Consider the following 15,360-nt stretch of genomic DNA (forward strand, 5'->3'; position numbering starts at 1 on the left):
GTGCCGCGGTCACACACCAGGCGCAGGGCTGACGCCGGTCGCGAAGCGGGAACGCGAACCGAGGAATGCGGCGATCTTGCTCGGGCTCAGCACCCACATCAGCTTGTGGATGCCCTCCGTCGAGGCGGCTATCGCCACGAACGCGGAGGGCTTGCCATCTCGGTGGATCATCAAGCTCGTACGGCCGTTGGCATCGACCAGCCCGAGGTCCACATCCCGCCAGAACCGCGGATAGGACGTCGAGAGGTTGGCCACGCGGGCACGGCCCAGCACAGGGATACGAGCGGCGCCCCGCATCCCGTTGCCATCGGTCAGACTGACGACGTCGGGCGCGAAAAGTGCTTCCAACGAGGCCACGTCCCCCGTTCGAGCCGCTGAGACGAAGGCGTTCAGCAGGCGTCGGTGCTCCGTCGTGTCCACGCTCTCGCGCCGCTCGTCCGACAGGTGCTGACGAGCGCGGCTCACGATCTTCCGCACGTTGACGACACTGAGGTGAAGGATCTCGGCGATCTCGGGATAGGAGTAATCGAACGCCTCGCGCAGTACGTATGCGGCGCGCTCGGTGGGACTCAGCTTCTCCAGCACCAGCAGCAGAGCCATCTCCAGGGCCTCCGCGCGCTCCGCGCCCAGTGCGGGGTCCGCACTCGTGTCGACGGGCTCGGGCAGCCACGGTCCGATGTAGGTCTCCCGACGGACCCGCGCCGACTGTGCGACGTTGATGGCCAGACGGGTCGTCGTGCTCGAGAGAAAGGCCACCGGGCTGACCACCGCGGAGCGGTCGGTCCTCTGCCAGCGCAGCCACACTTCCTGGAGCACGTCCTCGGCCTCGGCCGCGCTGCCGAGCACGCGGTAGGCGATTCCGAAGAGACGTAATCGGTGCCGCACGAAGACGGAGACGGCCTCTTCGAGATCACTTGCCGTGGGGGACTCCGTGGGAGACGGTTCGACATGCATGATCCTGAGGTCTCCGTTCCTCCGGTTGTGGCTGTCCCGTGACAGGAGCACACGGTTGTCGCACGGCTACGGTACGGCGGGACGGCCGAGGCCGTCCCGCACCTCGGACGCGCTCGGTCGCGGAAGCACCGGCAGCCGTGTCGTCAGAGGTTGGAGAAGCGACCGGCCTGGGCGAGGAGCTGCTCGGCGTCGTCGAGCGGGGGGTAGATCCACACCGTATTGATGTCCTGCTTGAGACGCTTGGCCTCCTCGCCGGCCATCCGCACCACCCGGTCCCAGCCGGCTGTGGAGACGGCGCCGACCGGTCCGAGGTCCAAGGTGGTGGTGTAGGGATCCGGAGCGAAGGGCAGGGGCTCGGCTCCCAGAAGGTCAGCCGCCACATTGTGTCCGGCGAACTTGCCCATCGGCAGGGCGTGCTGGCAGCTTTGCAGCGTGAGGTGCCCCTCCTCCGCCGGCGCGACCGCGGTGTCGCCGGCCGCGTACACGTCGGGAACTCCGGGCACCCGGAGATACGCGTCCACGCCGAGCCGTCCCAGCCGGTCCCGCTCTCCAGGAATCTGGGCGGTCAAAGGGCTGGCGGCCATGCCGGCCGTCCATACGACGGTCGCCGCGGGGATCACCTCGCCATCGGAAAGGGCGACCTCCTCGGCGGTGGCCGAAGCCACGGTACGTCCCAGCCGGCACTCAATCTTCAGTTCGTCGATCGCACCCTCGATGCTCGGACGCGGGCCAGGGCCGAGCTCCGGGCCGAGGACATCGGCACGGTCGACCAGTACGACCCGCACCTCCTCGCCCGTACCCTGCGCACCGGCGAGGGCGCGCAACCGCTCGCCAAGGCCGGTGGCGATCTCCACGCCGGTGAATCCGGCGCCCACGACGACTGCCGTGTACCGGCCCGCGGAGGCGGCACGCCGGGGCAGCCGCCGCAGGTGGTGATCGAGCGCCGCGGCCGAGGGCAGGGTGTCGATGTCGAAGACGTGCTGTGCGCCGGGGACGTCAGGGCGCACCAGCTGGCTTCCGGTGGCCAGGACGAGCTTGTCGTAGGCGAGGGTCCGTTCCCCGCCCGTCCGCTCGACGGCCCGGACGGTACGGGCTCGGGTGTCGATGCCCGTCACCGTCGCGGTGACGCGGCGGACGCCGATCGGGCCGAGGACACGGTCCAAGGGCACCCGCTTGCTCTCCGGGTCGTCCTCGTAGAGGCGGGGACGAATCACCAGGTCGTCACCGCCGCTGATCAGGGTCACCCGGAGTTCCTCACCGGCCTTGCCGGCCTGCCGCGCGGTCCGTACGGCTCCCGCCGCGGCCCACACACCTGCGAAGCCACCGCCAACCACCAGGACGTTCTTCATCGTTCCTCCCTAGCCTGCTGACTGCCACATGCGTGGCGGGGGCCTGGCACACCGTCCCGCGAATGCCGCGTTCGGGCGCCCAGGTCCCACGACCGTTCCGCAGTCATGACCGAGTGCGGTGCGCATCTGTGACAGGTGTGGCCGGCTGACGTCGAACTCCGCCGTCCGCCGGGGACAGGCCCGGGGGACAGGCCGGAGGGAAGGGGGCCAGGGGGACAGGCCGGATGAGAGGCACGTCACCTCCGACGTCCTGTCACACACAGCCGGGTCACCCCGGTCATCACTGTGCATCCGCAACACGGCGAGGAGATCACCGTGGAATCCCTCCGCTCCGCCACCGCGGACTGAAGGAGAAGAGACATGTCCCTGTCCCTCCCGTTCGTCATCGATCCAGGCGGTGCCGACCGACACGCGGAACACCGGGCCCTGCGGGCTCGTGGTCCGGCCACCCGCGTGGACATCCTCGGCCTGTCCGCCTGGGCGGTCAGTGACCCTGCCCTCCTCAAAACCCTGCTCACCAGCCCTGATGTCTCCAAGAACGGCCGCGCTCACTACCCGGCTTTCGAGGAGACGACGCGCACGTGGCCGCTCGCCCTGTGGATCGAGGTGCAGAGCATGCTCACCGCCTACGGCGCGGACCACCGCAGACTGCGGCGGATGGTCTCCCCGGCCTTCAGCGCACGCCGCATCGCCACGCTGAAGCCGACCGTAGCGGCCATGGTCACCGAACTGATCGACGACCTTGCCTCGGTGCCCGCCGGGCAGGTGGTGGATCTGCGTGAGCGGCTGGCCTACCCGCTGCCCATCAATGTGATCGGCCACCTGATGGGTGTGCCGGAAGACCAGCGGGACGATTTTCGGCAGCTCGTCGACAACGTCTTCGACAGTACGCTCACGCCTGAGCAGGCCCAGGCCAATACCGCGCGTCTCTTCGAGACCACCGACCAGTTGATCGCCACCAAGCGCCGCAACCCCGGCGACGACATGACCTCCTTCCTCATAGCGGCCCGTGACGAGGAAGCGGACGGCTCCGGCTTCACCGACGCGGAATTGCGCGACACGCTGATCCTCATGATCAATGCCGGGTACGAAACGACCGTCAACGTCATCGACCAGGCCGTCTTCGCCATGCTGACCGCACCCGACCAGCTTCACCTCGTCCGCACCGGCCAGGCCGCCTGGGAGGACGTGGTGGAGGAGACCCTGCGCACCGAGCCCGCCATCACGTACCTGCCCATGCGCTTCGCCGTCACCGACATCGACCTGCCGGACGGGCAGACCATCTCCGCGGGGGACCCCATCCTCGCCGCGTACGCGGCCGCCAACCGTCACCCCGAGTGGCACGGGCCCGACGCCGACACCTTCGACGTCACCCGCGAGGTCAAGGACCACCTGGCATTCGGCTACGGCGTGCACTTCTGCCTCGGCGCTCCCCTGGCCCGTCTCGAAGTCGCGGAAGCCCTGCGTCAGCTCTTCGAGCGTTTCCCCGCCGTGTCGCTCGCGGTACCGGCCGACGCTTTGCCACCGGTACCCACCCTCATCAGCAACGGTCACCAGGAACTCCCCGTGCGGCTGCGCGCCGTCGACCAGCGGTGAGCCGCGGACGCGTGCCGGCCGTGCGACCGGTCAGGGGCAGTGGGCGATGGCCCGTACGGGGGCGCCCGAACCGTCCTTGACGGCGAGCGGGGCCAGGGTGAGCAGGCTCCAGCCGGTCAGCCGGTCGAGGTGGGTGAAGTTCTCGCCGATGAGCACGTCCGCGCCGAGCAGCAGCCGGTGCACCGGGCATGCGCGTGAGTCGGACGGATCGGGGGACGGTGTGTCCACGGCGATCATCCGCACTCCCCGTTCGAGCAGGGCGGCGGCCAGTTCGACGGATACGTACGGCCATGGCTCCAGGTAGGTGGGGGTGTTCCAGCGGCCGGCCCAGCCGCAGTCGACCAGGGCGAAGTCCCCGGGGCCGACCGGGCCGTACGCCGCCTCGAACTCGGCGAATGCGTTGCCGCGGTGTCCGCGGGAGCGGACGGACACCACGTACGGGGATCGGGCATGGCGCGCCGCGGGAGACAGGTGCCGGTGGACTTGCAGGGAACGGCCCGCCCGGATCGGGGAGGCTCGGCCCGCTCCTGCGGGGATGCCGGAGAACGCGGCGTGAACGCCAGGCGGCCCGCTGACGTATCAGTCGTGGTATACAAGCGCCGGTCGAACAGCCGGTCAAGAGTGTGCTGTGACACGAGCGCACCCTGGCGACGGACGCACCGGGGCGACGGTGAGGTGTTACCGGCGGCGGCGCATGGTCAGCGGCCGCGCGGCGCTGGGGCGTGGCGGGGGAGGCGCTCGGGTGGCCGCCTGTCGCGGCTCACTCGCAGTGGCTCACTCCCAGACGACGACGTTCCGCCGCACCGGCACCGCTTGGGTGTTGGAGGCGAACAGCTCCGGCGAACGCTCCCGGATCTGCTCGATGTCCTCGAAGACCGCGCGCAGGTGGTGCCGCATGGTGCTGCGGGCGCGCGTGAGGTCATGGTCGAGGACGGCCTCGAAGATCTTCTCGTGCTGGTCGGCGAAGACCGCCGGTGAGCTGGCCTCGAGGCCGAGGCGGCGGGCGCGGTCCAGATGGCCCTTGGCGGACACCACGGTCGACCAGGCGCGGCCATGGCTGCTCAGGTGCAGGAGCCCGTGGTGGAACGCCTCGTCCAGCGCGAAGAACTCCTCCACGTCGATCCCGGGTTCCCGCTGGCGGGCGAGGTTGCCGCGCAGATCGGCGACCAGACCTGGGTCCAGGTCCGCGGGAAGGTCGTCGAGCGCTGCCAGCTCCACGGCCTCGCGGATGAACTGGGCGTCCGCGACGCGGTCCGGGTCGACCCGTGAGACGAACGAGCCCACCTGCGGGAAGACCTGGACGAGGCCCTCCTCGGCCAGCAGGATCAGGCTCTCGCGCACCGGGGTCCGGCTGACACCGAGGGCCGCGGCCAGCTCGTTCTCGGACAGCGCGCTGCCCGGCGGGAGATCCAGGGTCAGGACTCTGCGCCGGAGCGTCTCGTAGACGACGCGGCGATTGGTGCGCCGCCTGTCGGGTCCAGCCATGCGCCCACCTTAGTAGACAGGGCTGAAGGACTAGTACACCAGCTTGACCGGCTCATCGACCGGTGCTTGTATACCAGGGCTGCTATGCCAGGACACGCCATGTCGGACGGGGCGAGGAAATGGGGAACCCATGAGCAGGATCGAACGGGCCGAGGTCCTCGTGGCCTCGCCGGGCCGCAACTTCGTCACCCTGCGGCTGACGACCTCGGACGGCGTCACCGGACTGGGGGACGCCACACTGAACGGCCGGGAGCTGTCGGTGGCCGGTTATCTGCGCGACCACGTCGTCCCGCTGCTGATCGGCCGCGACCCGGCCCGCATCGAGGACATGTGGCAGTACCTGTACCGCGGCGCGTACTGGCGCCGCGGCCCGGTGACCATGACCGCGATCGCCGCGGTCGACACCGCCCTGTGGGACATCAAGGGCAAGGTCGCCGGGCTGCCCGTCTACCAGCTCCTCGGCGGCCGCTCCCGGGACGGCGTACTGGTCTACTCGCACGCCAGCGGCACCGACGTGCCCTCGCTGCTCGACGATGTGGCGCGCTTCCGCGACCTGGGCTACCAGGCCATCCGGGCGCAGGCCGCCGTCCCGGACATCGGCGGCAGCTACGGAGTGCGCAAAGGCACCGTCTACGAGCCCGCCGCCCACTCCCTGCCGGATGAGCAGCCATGGTCCACGGAGGCGTACCTGGACTTCGCGCCCACCTACCTCGAGGCCGTCCGTGACCGCTTCGGCTTCGGCTTCCACCTGCTGCACGACGTCCACCACCGGCTGACGCCCATCGAGGCGGCCCGGTTCGGCAAGCGGGTGGAGGACTACCGGCTGTTCTGGATGGAGGACCCGACCCCCGCGGAGAACCAGGAGGCGTTCCGGCTCATCCGGCAGCACACCACCACCCCGATCGCGGTCGGCGAGGTGCTCAGCTCGATCTGGGACGTGCAGCACCTGATCACCGAGCAGCTCATCGACTACGTGCGGACCACGGTCGTGCACGCCGGCGGTATCACGCATCTGCGCCGGATCTTCGACCTGGCGGCCCTCTACCAGGTCCGCACCGGATCCCACGGAGCGACGGACCTGTCACCGATCACGCTCGCGGCAGCGGTCCACGTCGACACCGCCGTGCCGAATTTCGGCATCCAGGAGTACATGCCGCACGTCGCCGAGACCATGGAGGTCTTCCGCAGCGAGGTCCGCTTCGAGGACGGCATGCTCCACCCCGCGGACGTCCCCGGCCTGGGTATCGAGTACGACGACGAGGCGGCCGAGCGCTTCCCGTACGAACGCCGCTACCTACCGGTGGCCCGCCGCCTGGACGGCTCGGTCCACGACTGGTGAGGAACCCGTGACCACGCACCACCCGCTCCGCCGGGCCGCCCTGGACCGGCTCCCGCCGGCCCAGCGCCCGCCCGTCGACCCCCGCGAGCTGCGCCCCCGTATCGTCCACTTCGGACTGGGCGCCTTCCACCGGGCCCACCAGGCGGTCTACACCGAGACCGCCGCGGCGCGCTCCGGCGAACCATGGGGCATCGTCGCCGTCGCGCCCCGTTCCGCCGCGACGGCGACGGCCCTGCGCGCCCAGGACTTCCTGTACTCGGTGACCGACCGCACCCTGGGCCGGGGCCGCACCCGCGTGGTCGGCTCCGTCGTGGACGCCCTGGTGATGCGTCCCGACGCCGCCCGGATCGACGCACTGCTGGCCTCCCCGGAGGTGACCACGGTGACGCTGACCGTCACCGAGAAGGGCTACGCGCGCCACCCCGGCACCGGCGGTCTGGACCTCCGGGAACCCGGGATCGCCGCCGACCTCGCCGCCACGGCCGAGGCGGGGCGCGCCGAGATGGCCACCGTGGTCGGACGGCTGGCCGGCTCGCTCGCCGCCCGCTTCCGCCGCTGCGCGGCCCCGGTCAACGTCGTTTCCTGCGACAACGCGGCCGGCAACGGCGCGGCCCTGGCCCGTGTGGTGCGCGAGTTCACCGAAGCCTCGGCCTGGCCGGACCGGCGGGCGATGCTGGACTGGCTGGCGACCGCGGTCGCCTTCCCCGCGACGGTCGTCGACCGCATCGTCCCGGCCACCACGCCCGAGGACCGCGACGCCGCGTCGGCCGCCCTGGGCCTGCGCGACGAGATGGCCGTGTCCGGCGAGCCCTACCGGCAGTGGGTGCTGGAGGACTCCTTCCGGGCGGCGCGGCCGCGCTGGGAGCTCGACGGCGCGCTCGTCGTACCGGACGTCGCGCCGTACCAGCTGACGAAGCTGCGGCTGCTCAACGGCGCGCACTCGGCCCTGGCCTACCTGGGCGCGGCCGCGGGCTGCCGGACGGTCGCCGAGGCGATGGACACCGACTGGGGGGAGCGGCTCGTCCGCGGCTTCGGCGCGGAGGTCGCCCGCACCCTTCCGCCGGCCGGACCGGACCCGCAGAAGTACGTCGAGGACCTGGTGACCCGCTTCCGCAACCCGGCGATACGGCATCTGCTGCGCCAGATCGGTTCGGACGGCTCCCTCAAGATCCCCGAACGGTGGCTGGACGCGCTGCGCGCCCTCAGAGCGGACGGAACCCCCACACCCGTTATGGAGCTGGCGCTCGCGGCGTGGGCCGACGCCACCCGGCCCGGCGACGCCGGCGGCCGGCTCCACGGGATGACCGATCCCGCCGCGGAGGCGCTCGCCCGCTGCTGGCAACGGGCGACCGACCCGGCGACACCGGTCGCGCGGCTGCTGGCGGCGATCGGCGCACCCGACCTGGCCGAGCAGCCGGATCTCGTCTCCGCGGTGGCCGCCCGGCTTCCGGCGCTGCGCGCGGGCCGGATCGAACTCTGAACATCCAACCGGACCACTCCCGCCAAGACCCGACCCCAAGACCCGACCCGCACCGAACGGTCGCGCCGGCCTGCCCACCGGCCATCCGATCCACACCACAGCGACAGGGGCGAACGGCACGTGACGCAAGGAGGCGCACGATGACGCACACCACCCAGACGCCACCCGACCGCGCCACCCGGTCGACCCGGGACCTGACCCGGGCCGCGGTGTCCGGCTGGCTCGGTACGGCGATGGAGTTCATGGACTTCCAGCTGTACTCGCTCGCCGCGGCCGTCGTCTTCGACAAGATCTTCTTCCCCGACGTCAGCCCCGCCATCGGGCTGATCGCCGCGATGGCGACCTACGGGGTCGGCTATGTCGCGCGCCTGGCCGGTGCCGTCTACTTCGGTCGCCTGGGAGACCGGATCGGCCGCAAGAAGGTCCTGTTCATCACCATCGTCCTGATGGGAGCGTCGACCACGCTCATCGGCGCGCTGCCGTCCTACGCGACGATCGGGATCGCCGCCCCGGCCCTGCTCGTCGCGCTGCGCCTGATCCAGGGTTTCGGCGCGGGCGCGGAGATCGCGGGCGCCACCGCGATGCTGACCGAGTACGCACCGGTCAGGCGCCGTGGCCTGATCGCCTCCCTGGTGTCCCTCGGCACCAACTCGGGCACGCTGGCCGCTTCCGCCCTGTGGGCCGTGCTGCTCGGCGTCCTCTCCGACGAACAGCTGCTCAGCTGGGGCTGGCGGCTGCCGTTCCTGAGCAGCTTCCTGCTGCTGCTCTTCGCCGTGTGGCTGCGCTCGAACCTGAAGGAAAGCCCCGTGTTCGAGGAACGGCCCGACGTCGTCGACGGCGTCGCGCTGCCGCGCGAGGAGGCCGAGGCGGCCACCGCCGCCGAACAGCGGAGCGGCCTCGGGACCGGGCCGCACCGGCGCAAGGGCAAGGCGTTCTTCCTGGCGCTGGGGCTGCGCTTCGGCCAGGCCGGCAACTCGGGTCTCATCCAGACCTTCCTCGTGGGCTACATCGCCACCACGCTGACGGTGGACCGGTCCGTCCCGACCACCGCCATCGTCTACGGCTCGCTGCTCGGCTTCGTCACCGTCCCCGTGGCCGGAGCGCTCGGCGACCGGTTCGGCCGGCGGCCGGTCTACCTCGCGCTGACCGGGCTGACCATGGTCCTGGCGCTGCCCATGATGGCCGTCGTCGCCCACGGCGGCAGCGTGGCGCTGACCCTCGCGGTCGTCCTCGGTCTGAACATCGCCGTCCTCGGCCCGTTCTCCCTGGAGAGCGTCACGATGGCGGAACTCTTCGGCTCCCGCACCCGCTTCACCCAGCTCGCCGTGGCCAAGGAGATCGGCGGCATCCTGGCCACCGCCGTCGGACCCGTCATCGCGGCGACGCTGACCGCCGCCACGCACCACTGGTGGCCGATCGCCGCCATGCTCATCTGCTACTCGCTCATCACCTTCGTCTCCGCCTGGCTCGCCCCCGAGACCCGGGGACGCGATCTCGTCCGATGGGAGGACGCCCTGTGAAGGCCGTCGTCGTACACGGTGCCGGTGATCTGAGGATCGATCACCTGCCCGATCCGGTCCCCGGCGCCGGGGAGGTGCTCATCGCCATGGAGTGGGGCGGCATCTGCGGCTCCGACCTCGCCTACTGGCGCCACGGCGGGTCCGGCACGGCCGTCCTGAAGCACCCCATGGTCCTCGGGCACGAGGTCGCCGGACGCATCGTCCGGCTGGGGACCGGGGTAGCGGGGTTCGAGGCCGGGCAGCCGGTCACCGTCCACCCGGCCCGGACCGTCGGGGACGGGGCCCTGCCGGACCGGATCGCGGGGCGCACCAACCTCCACCCGCGCGTGCGGTACTTCGGCTCGGCCGCCTTCGACCCGCACACCGACGGCGGCTTCAGCGAGTTCAGGGCCGTCCGCGCCGAGCAGCTCAGACCGCTGCCCGACGGTGTGAGCACGCGGCACGGTGCCCTGGCCGAGCCCCTCGCCGTCGCGCTGCACGCCGTGCACCGCGCCGGTGACCTGCGCGGCCGGCACGTCCTCGTCAACGGAGCCGGCCCGATCGGATCGCTGGTCGTCGCCGCGGCGAAGCTGCGCGGCGCGGCCACGGTCGTCGCCGCGGACATCAACGACTCCTCCCTCGCCGTCGCCCGCGCCCTGGGCGCCGACGAGCTGCGCAACACCGCGCGCGGCGACCTGCTCCCCGACGACGTCGAGCTCGTCTTCGAGGCATCGGGAGCGCCGGCGGCACTGGGCCCCGTGCTCCGCGCCACCGCCCGTGGCGGCACCCTCGTGCAGGTGGGCAACCTCCCCGGCACCGCCGCCCCCGCCGTCCTCGGCGACCTGGTGACCCGTGAGATCACCTGGATCGGCTCCTACCGGTTCGTCGACGAGATCAGTGACGCACTGCGGGCCATGCGCGACGGCCTGGACGTGACGCCGCTCATCACCCACACCTTCGACCTCGACCAGGCGGCCGAGGCCCTGGCCGTGGCGGCCGACCGCACCAGCGGCAGCAGCAAGGTCCTGCTCCGGCTCGGCCAGGACCCGGCAGGAGGCCCGCGTTGACCACCGCGCACCGCGACGGCCCCCACCCGCCCGCCGGCACCGCACCCGGAGCGGTGGTGACCCTGGGCGAGACCATGGCGCTGCTGACCACGCCGGCGCAGGGCCGCGTGACCGCCGGGTCGGCCCTGCCCGTCGGGATCGGCGGAGCGGAGTCCAACGTCGCCATCGGACTCGCCCGGCTGGGCGTCCCGGCCACCTGGATCAGCCGGGTCGGCGACGACGCCCTGGGAACCTACGTCATCCGGGAGATCCGCGCCGAAGGGGTCCAGGTCGTCGCCCACCGGGACGACACCGCCCCGACCGGGCTGATGCTCAAGGAACTGCGCGGCGGTCTGCCCCGGCGGATCCGCTACTACCGGAGCGGAAGCGCCGCCTCCCACCTGTCCGCGGCCGACGTCGACGAAGCGGCCGTCGCGGCGGCCGACGTGCTGCACCTGACCGGCATCACCCCCGCCCTCGGCCCCGGTCCGCTCGCCGCCGTCGAACACGCCATCGCCACCGCCCGGTCGTCGGGAACCCTCGTCTCGTTCGACGTCAACTACCGGGCGACGCTGTGGCCGCGGTCCGAGGCGGCCCCGGTGCTGACCCGGCTGGCCTCCCTGGCCGACCTCCTCTTCGCCGGGCCCGCCGAGGCGGCGCTGCTGCTCGGCACGGACGAGCCCCGGCACGAGCCGGCGGACGTCGAAACCGGTGCGGCCCTGGCCCGGAAACTGGCGCGGCTGGGGCCCGGAACGGTCGTGGTCAAGCTCGGCGCCCTCGGCGCCCTGGCCCTGCGCCACGGCGAGACCCACCGGGCACCGGCCCGGCCCGTCACCGTCGTCGACGCCGTGGGGGCGGGCGACGCCTTCGTCGCCGGCTACCTCAGCGGTGTCGTCGGCGGCGCCCCCGTAGCCGACTGCCTCAGCACCGGGAACCTCCTCGGCGCCGCGGTCTGCGCCGCGCCGGGCGATTGGGAAGGGCTGCCCACCCGCGAGGAACTCGCGGCCCGGTCCGACGACGAGGAGGTCATCCGATGACCTCCCGCTGTGCACCGAACCCACCGGACCGGGGAAACACCATGAACCCACCGGACCGGGAAAACGCCGTGAACCCACCGGACCGAGGGAACGCCGTGCCCGCCCAGTCCCTGCTGCACACCTGCCCCGTCGTACCCGTGGTCGTGCTCGACGACCCCGCGCAGGCGCTGCCCCTCGGCGAGGCACTGCTCGCCGGCGGCATCGACGTCGTCGAGATCACCCTGCGCACCGCCGCCGGCGTCGACGCCATCCGCGCCCTGGCGGCGCTGCCCGGGATGCGCGTCGGCGCGGGCTCGGTGCTGGTGCCCGACCAGGTCGACCACGTGGTGGCCGCGGGGGCGCGGTTCGTCGTCAGCCCCGGCCTCTCCGCCGGTGTGGTCGACCGGGCCCGCGCGCTCGGGGTCCCGGCGCTGCCCGGCGTGGCCACCGCCTCGGACCTCATGGCCGCGGTCGGCCTCGGCCTCACCGAGGTCAAGGTCTTCCCGGCGGGACTGCTGGGCGGCCCGGCCGCCATCCGCGCCCTCGCGGCCCCTTTCCCCGGCATCTCCTTCATGCCGTCGGGAGGGGTGACCGCCGCCACCATGGCCGACTACCTCGCCCTCCCCGCCGTACCCGCCGTCAGCGGCAGCTGGATGGTGGACCGGACCCTGCTCGGCGAGGCCCGCTGGGACGAGGTCACCGCCCGGTCCGCGGCCGCGATGCGGCACGCGACCCGCTGAGGAACGGGGCCGGCGTGATGGTGCCGGCGAGTCAGGGTGAGCCTGTGGCGGCCCGCGCCATTCCGGCGGTCAGGGTGCTGCCGTCGGCCGGGTCGATCAGCAGGAACGAGCCGGTGCGGCGCGACGCGGCGTACGGGTCCACGGCCAGCGGCTCGGCGGTGCGCAGGACGACGCGGCCGATGTCGTTGGCGGCCAGTTCGCCGGGGTCCGGGTGCTGTGAGAGGTCGGCCAGGGTCAGGCGGGTGGGGATCTCCTTGACGATGGCCTTGACGGTGCGAGTGGTGTGCTTGACCAGCACCCGGTCACCGGGCCTGAGCGGGCGGTCGTGCAGATGGCAGACGGTCGCGGCCAGATCCTGGCCGGCCCGTACCGGGGCGTTCGCGGGTGCGATCAGATCGCCGCGGGAGATGTCCAGGTCGTCGGCGAGCCGGAGGGTGACCGACTGCGGCGCCCAGGCCACCTCCACCGACTGCCCCAGCGCGTCGATCGCCGCGATGGTGCTGGAGCGGCCGGCGGGGTGGACGGTGACCCGGTCGCCGACCCGCAGCACGCCGGACGCCAACTGGCCCGCGTAGCCCCGGTAGTCGGGATGCTCGGCGGTGCGCGGCCGGATGACGTACTGGACGGGGAAGCGCGCCGGGTCGTCGGTCGGGTCGTGGGTCACCGGGACCGTCTCCAGGTGTTCGAGGACGGTCGGCCCGCTGTACCAGTCCATGTGCGCCGAGCGGGTGACCACGTTGTCGCCCGCCAGCGCGGAGATCGGGACGGCGGTCACCTCCGGCACGCCCAGGGAGGCGGCGTAGCCGGCGAACTCGTCCGCGATCGTGGCGAAGGCGGCCTCGGCGTAGTCCACCAGGTCCATCTTGTTGACGGCCAGCACCACGTGCGGGACGCGCAGCAGCGCGGCCACGGCGGCGTGCCTGCGGGTCTGCTCGACCACGCCGTTGCGGGCGTCCACCAGGACCACGGCGAGTTCGGCGGTGGAGGCGCCGGTGACCATGTTCCGGGTGTACTGCACATGGCCGGGGGTGTCCGCGAGGATGAACCGCCGCCGGGGGGTGGCGAAGTAGCGGTACGCCACGTCGATGGTGATGCCCTGCTCGCGCTCGGCCCGCAGCCCGTCGGTGAGCAGCGCCAGGTCGGGGGTCTCCTGGCCGCGTGCCCGCGAGGCCCGCGAGACCGCCTCCAGCTGGTCGGACGGCACCGACGTGGAGTCATGCAGCAGACGGCCCACCAGGGTGGACTTGCCGTCGTCGACACTCCCGGCGGTGGCGAACCGCAGCAGCGCGGTGGCCGCCGACGGCTCGGTGCTCTCGGCTGTCGTGCGCATCGTCTAGAAGTAGCCTTCCCGCTTGCGGTCTTCCATCGCGGCCTCGGAGAGCTTGTCATCGGCCCTGGTGGCGCCCCGTTCGGTCAGCCGGGAGGCGGCGATCTCGGCGATCACCTTCTCGACCGTGTCCGCGTCCGAGTCCACGGCGCCGGTGCAGGACATGTCGCCGACGGTGCGGTAGCGCACCAGCCGGGTCGCCACCCGCTCACCGTCCTTGGGGCCGCCCCATGCGCCGGGTGCGAGCCACATCCCCGAGCGGGAGAAGACCTCCCGCCGGTGTGCGTAGTAGATCGAGGGGAGGACGATCTTCTCCCGGGCGATGTACTGCCACACGTCCAGTTCGGTCCAGTTCGACAGCGGGAAGACCCGCACGTGTTCGCCGGGGGAGTGGCGGCCGTTGTAGAGCTGCCACAGCTCGGGGCGCTGGCGGCGCGGGTCCCAGCCGCCGAACTCGTCCCGCAGCGAGAACACCCGCTCCTTGGCGCGGGCCTTCTCCTCGTCCCGGCGCCCGCCGCCGAACACCGCGTCGAACCGGTGCTCGTTGATGGCCTCCAGCAGCGGCAGCGTCTGGAGGGGGTTGCGGGTGCCGTCCGGACGCTCGCGGAGCCTGCCGTTGTCGAGGTACCGCTGCACCGAGGCCACGTGCAGCCGCAGGCCGTGCTCGGCCACGGTCTCGTCCCGGAAGCGCAGCACCTCGGGGAAGTTGTGGCCGGTGTCCACGTGCAGCAGCCCGAAGGGCAGCGGCGCCGGGGCGAACGCCTTCAGCGCCAGGTGCAGCATCACGAGGGAGTCCTTGCCGCCGGAGAAGAGGATCAGCGGGCGTTCGAACTCCCCCGCGACCTCGCGGAAGATGTGCACCGCCTCCGACTCCAGCGCGTCCACATGCGTCAGCGTGAACGGTGGGTACGTCACACCGGTGAAGGATGAGCCCGTCACACCAGCCCCCTCTCCATCAGGTGGGCGTAGAGCCTGCCGGCGCAGGCGGAGACGGTGCTGTCCCGGGTGTCCAGCCGCAGGTCCGGGCTCTCGGGCGGCTCGTACGGGTCGTCGACGCCCGTCAGCCCCGTCGGCTCGCCCGCCGCCTGCTGGGCGTACAGGCCCTTCACGTCCCGCCGCGAACACACCTCGACCGGCGTGGCCACATGCACCTCGACATAGGGTGTGGCCTCCGCCTCATGGCGGGTGCGGACGGCGGCCCGGCTGCCGGCGTAGGGAGCGATCACGGGGACGAGGACGCAGGCACCCCGTGCGGCCATGCGCTGGGCGGCGTAGCCGACGCGCCGCACATGGGTCTCGCGATCGGCGCGGGAGAAGCCGAGCCCCAGGGAGCCGGTGGCGCGGACCTCGTCGCCGTCCAGCACCTGAACCCGGCGGCCCGTGGCGCGCAGGAGTCCGGCGAGCGCGGTGGCGATCGTCGTCTTGCCCGCGCTCGGCAGGCCGGTCAGCCATACGGTGAAGCCGGTGGCCGGTGTCGCTTCCGGCTTGTCCCGCCTGGTGCGGGGGCCGGCTGCGTCCGAGTCCGTCAG

At 72.2% G+C, this 15,360-nt stretch carries 14 protein-coding genes; 7 read left to right on the plus strand and 7 right to left on the minus strand.

Annotated elements, in window-relative coordinates; genetic code table 11:
• Positions 1-9: 9 nt before the first annotated feature.
• A complete protein-coding gene (locus PS467_RS32600) occupies positions 10-954 on the minus strand; it encodes an RNA polymerase sigma-70 factor (RefSeq protein ID WP_311038224.1) in 945 nt (314 codons plus the stop codon).
• Between the two features lie 143 nt (positions 955-1,097).
• A complete protein-coding gene (locus tag PS467_RS32605; RefSeq protein WP_311038225.1) occupies positions 1,098-2,303 on the minus strand; it encodes an NAD(P)/FAD-dependent oxidoreductase in 1,206 nt (401 codons plus the stop codon).
• Positions 2,304-2,663: 360 nt separating this feature from the next.
• Here PS467_RS32605 and PS467_RS32610 point away from each other — a divergent pair, with 360 nt between their 5' ends.
• Positions 2,664-3,899: a cytochrome P450 family protein gene (locus PS467_RS32610; protein WP_311038226.1), complete on the plus strand. Its 1,236-nt coding sequence runs from the start codon at positions 2,664-2,666 to the stop codon at positions 3,897-3,899.
• Between the two features lie 30 nt (positions 3,900-3,929).
• Here PS467_RS32610 and PS467_RS32615 read toward each other — a convergent pair whose 3' ends face one another.
• Positions 3,930-4,331, minus strand: coding sequence for a cyclase family protein (locus PS467_RS32615; RefSeq protein ID WP_311038227.1), 402 nt, complete (start codon positions 4,329-4,331; stop codon positions 3,930-3,932).
• Between the two features lie 342 nt (positions 4,332-4,673).
• Positions 4,674-5,384, minus strand: coding sequence for a GntR family transcriptional regulator (locus PS467_RS32620; RefSeq protein WP_268975282.1), 711 nt, complete (start codon positions 5,382-5,384; stop codon positions 4,674-4,676).
• Positions 5,385-5,514: 130 nt separating this feature from the next.
• Between PS467_RS32620 and manD the strand changes: the two genes are divergently transcribed.
• From manD to PS467_RS32650, 6 genes are all read left to right on the plus strand, one after another.
• Entirely contained in the window at positions 5,515-6,723 is a 1,209-nt protein-coding gene (manD, locus tag PS467_RS32625) for a D-mannonate dehydratase ManD (RefSeq protein ID WP_311038228.1), read from the plus strand.
• Between the two features lie 7 nt (positions 6,724-6,730).
• Positions 6,731-8,203 (plus strand): mannitol dehydrogenase family protein, encoded by a 1,473-nt coding sequence (locus PS467_RS32630; RefSeq protein ID WP_311038229.1) that lies wholly within the window; start codon positions 6,731-6,733, stop codon positions 8,201-8,203.
• A 140-nt stretch (positions 8,204-8,343) separates the two neighbouring features.
• Positions 8,344-9,723 (plus strand): MFS transporter, encoded by a 1,380-nt coding sequence (locus PS467_RS32635; protein ID WP_311038230.1) that lies wholly within the window; start codon positions 8,344-8,346, stop codon positions 9,721-9,723.
• Positions 9,720-10,769 carry an L-idonate 5-dehydrogenase gene (locus PS467_RS32640; protein ID WP_311038231.1) on the plus strand — a complete coding sequence of 350 codons (1,050 nt, stop codon included), beginning with the start codon at positions 9,720-9,722 and terminating at the stop codon, positions 10,767-10,769. The genes PS467_RS32635 and PS467_RS32640 overlap by 4 nt, the downstream gene beginning before the upstream one ends.
• Positions 10,766-11,785, plus strand: coding sequence for a sugar kinase (locus tag PS467_RS32645; protein ID WP_311038232.1), 1,020 nt, complete (start codon positions 10,766-10,768; stop codon positions 11,783-11,785). Before PS467_RS32640 ends, PS467_RS32645 begins: the two co-directional genes overlap by 4 nt.
• Before the next feature lie 95 nt (positions 11,786-11,880).
• The gene (locus PS467_RS32650) at positions 11,881-12,504 is read left to right on the plus strand and encodes a bifunctional 4-hydroxy-2-oxoglutarate aldolase/2-dehydro-3-deoxy-phosphogluconate aldolase (RefSeq protein ID WP_311038233.1); all 624 of its coding nucleotides are present in this window, start codon (positions 11,881-11,883) and stop codon (positions 12,502-12,504) included.
• A 31-nt stretch (positions 12,505-12,535) separates the two neighbouring features.
• Here PS467_RS32650 and PS467_RS32655 read toward each other — a convergent pair whose 3' ends face one another.
• The 3 genes from PS467_RS32655 to cysC are packed head-to-tail and all read right to left on the minus strand — an operon-like array spanning position 12,536 to position 15,360.
• Positions 12,536-13,834: a sulfate adenylyltransferase subunit 1 gene (locus PS467_RS32655; RefSeq protein ID WP_311038234.1), complete on the minus strand. Its 1,299-nt coding sequence runs from the start codon at positions 13,832-13,834 to the stop codon at positions 12,536-12,538.
• A 3-nt stretch (positions 13,835-13,837) separates the two neighbouring features.
• Positions 13,838-14,770, minus strand: a complete 933-nt coding sequence (gene cysD / locus PS467_RS32660; RefSeq protein ID WP_432280665.1) for a sulfate adenylyltransferase subunit CysD — start codon at positions 14,768-14,770, stop codon at positions 13,838-13,840.
• Entirely contained in the window at positions 14,767-15,360 is a 594-nt protein-coding gene (gene cysC / locus PS467_RS32665) for an adenylyl-sulfate kinase (RefSeq protein WP_432280770.1), read from the minus strand. Before cysC ends, cysD begins: the two co-directional genes overlap by 4 nt.

Source organism: Streptomyces luomodiensis, assembly GCF_031679605.1.
Classification (GTDB): Bacteria; Actinomycetota; Actinomycetes; order Streptomycetales; family Streptomycetaceae; genus Streptomyces; species Streptomyces luomodiensis.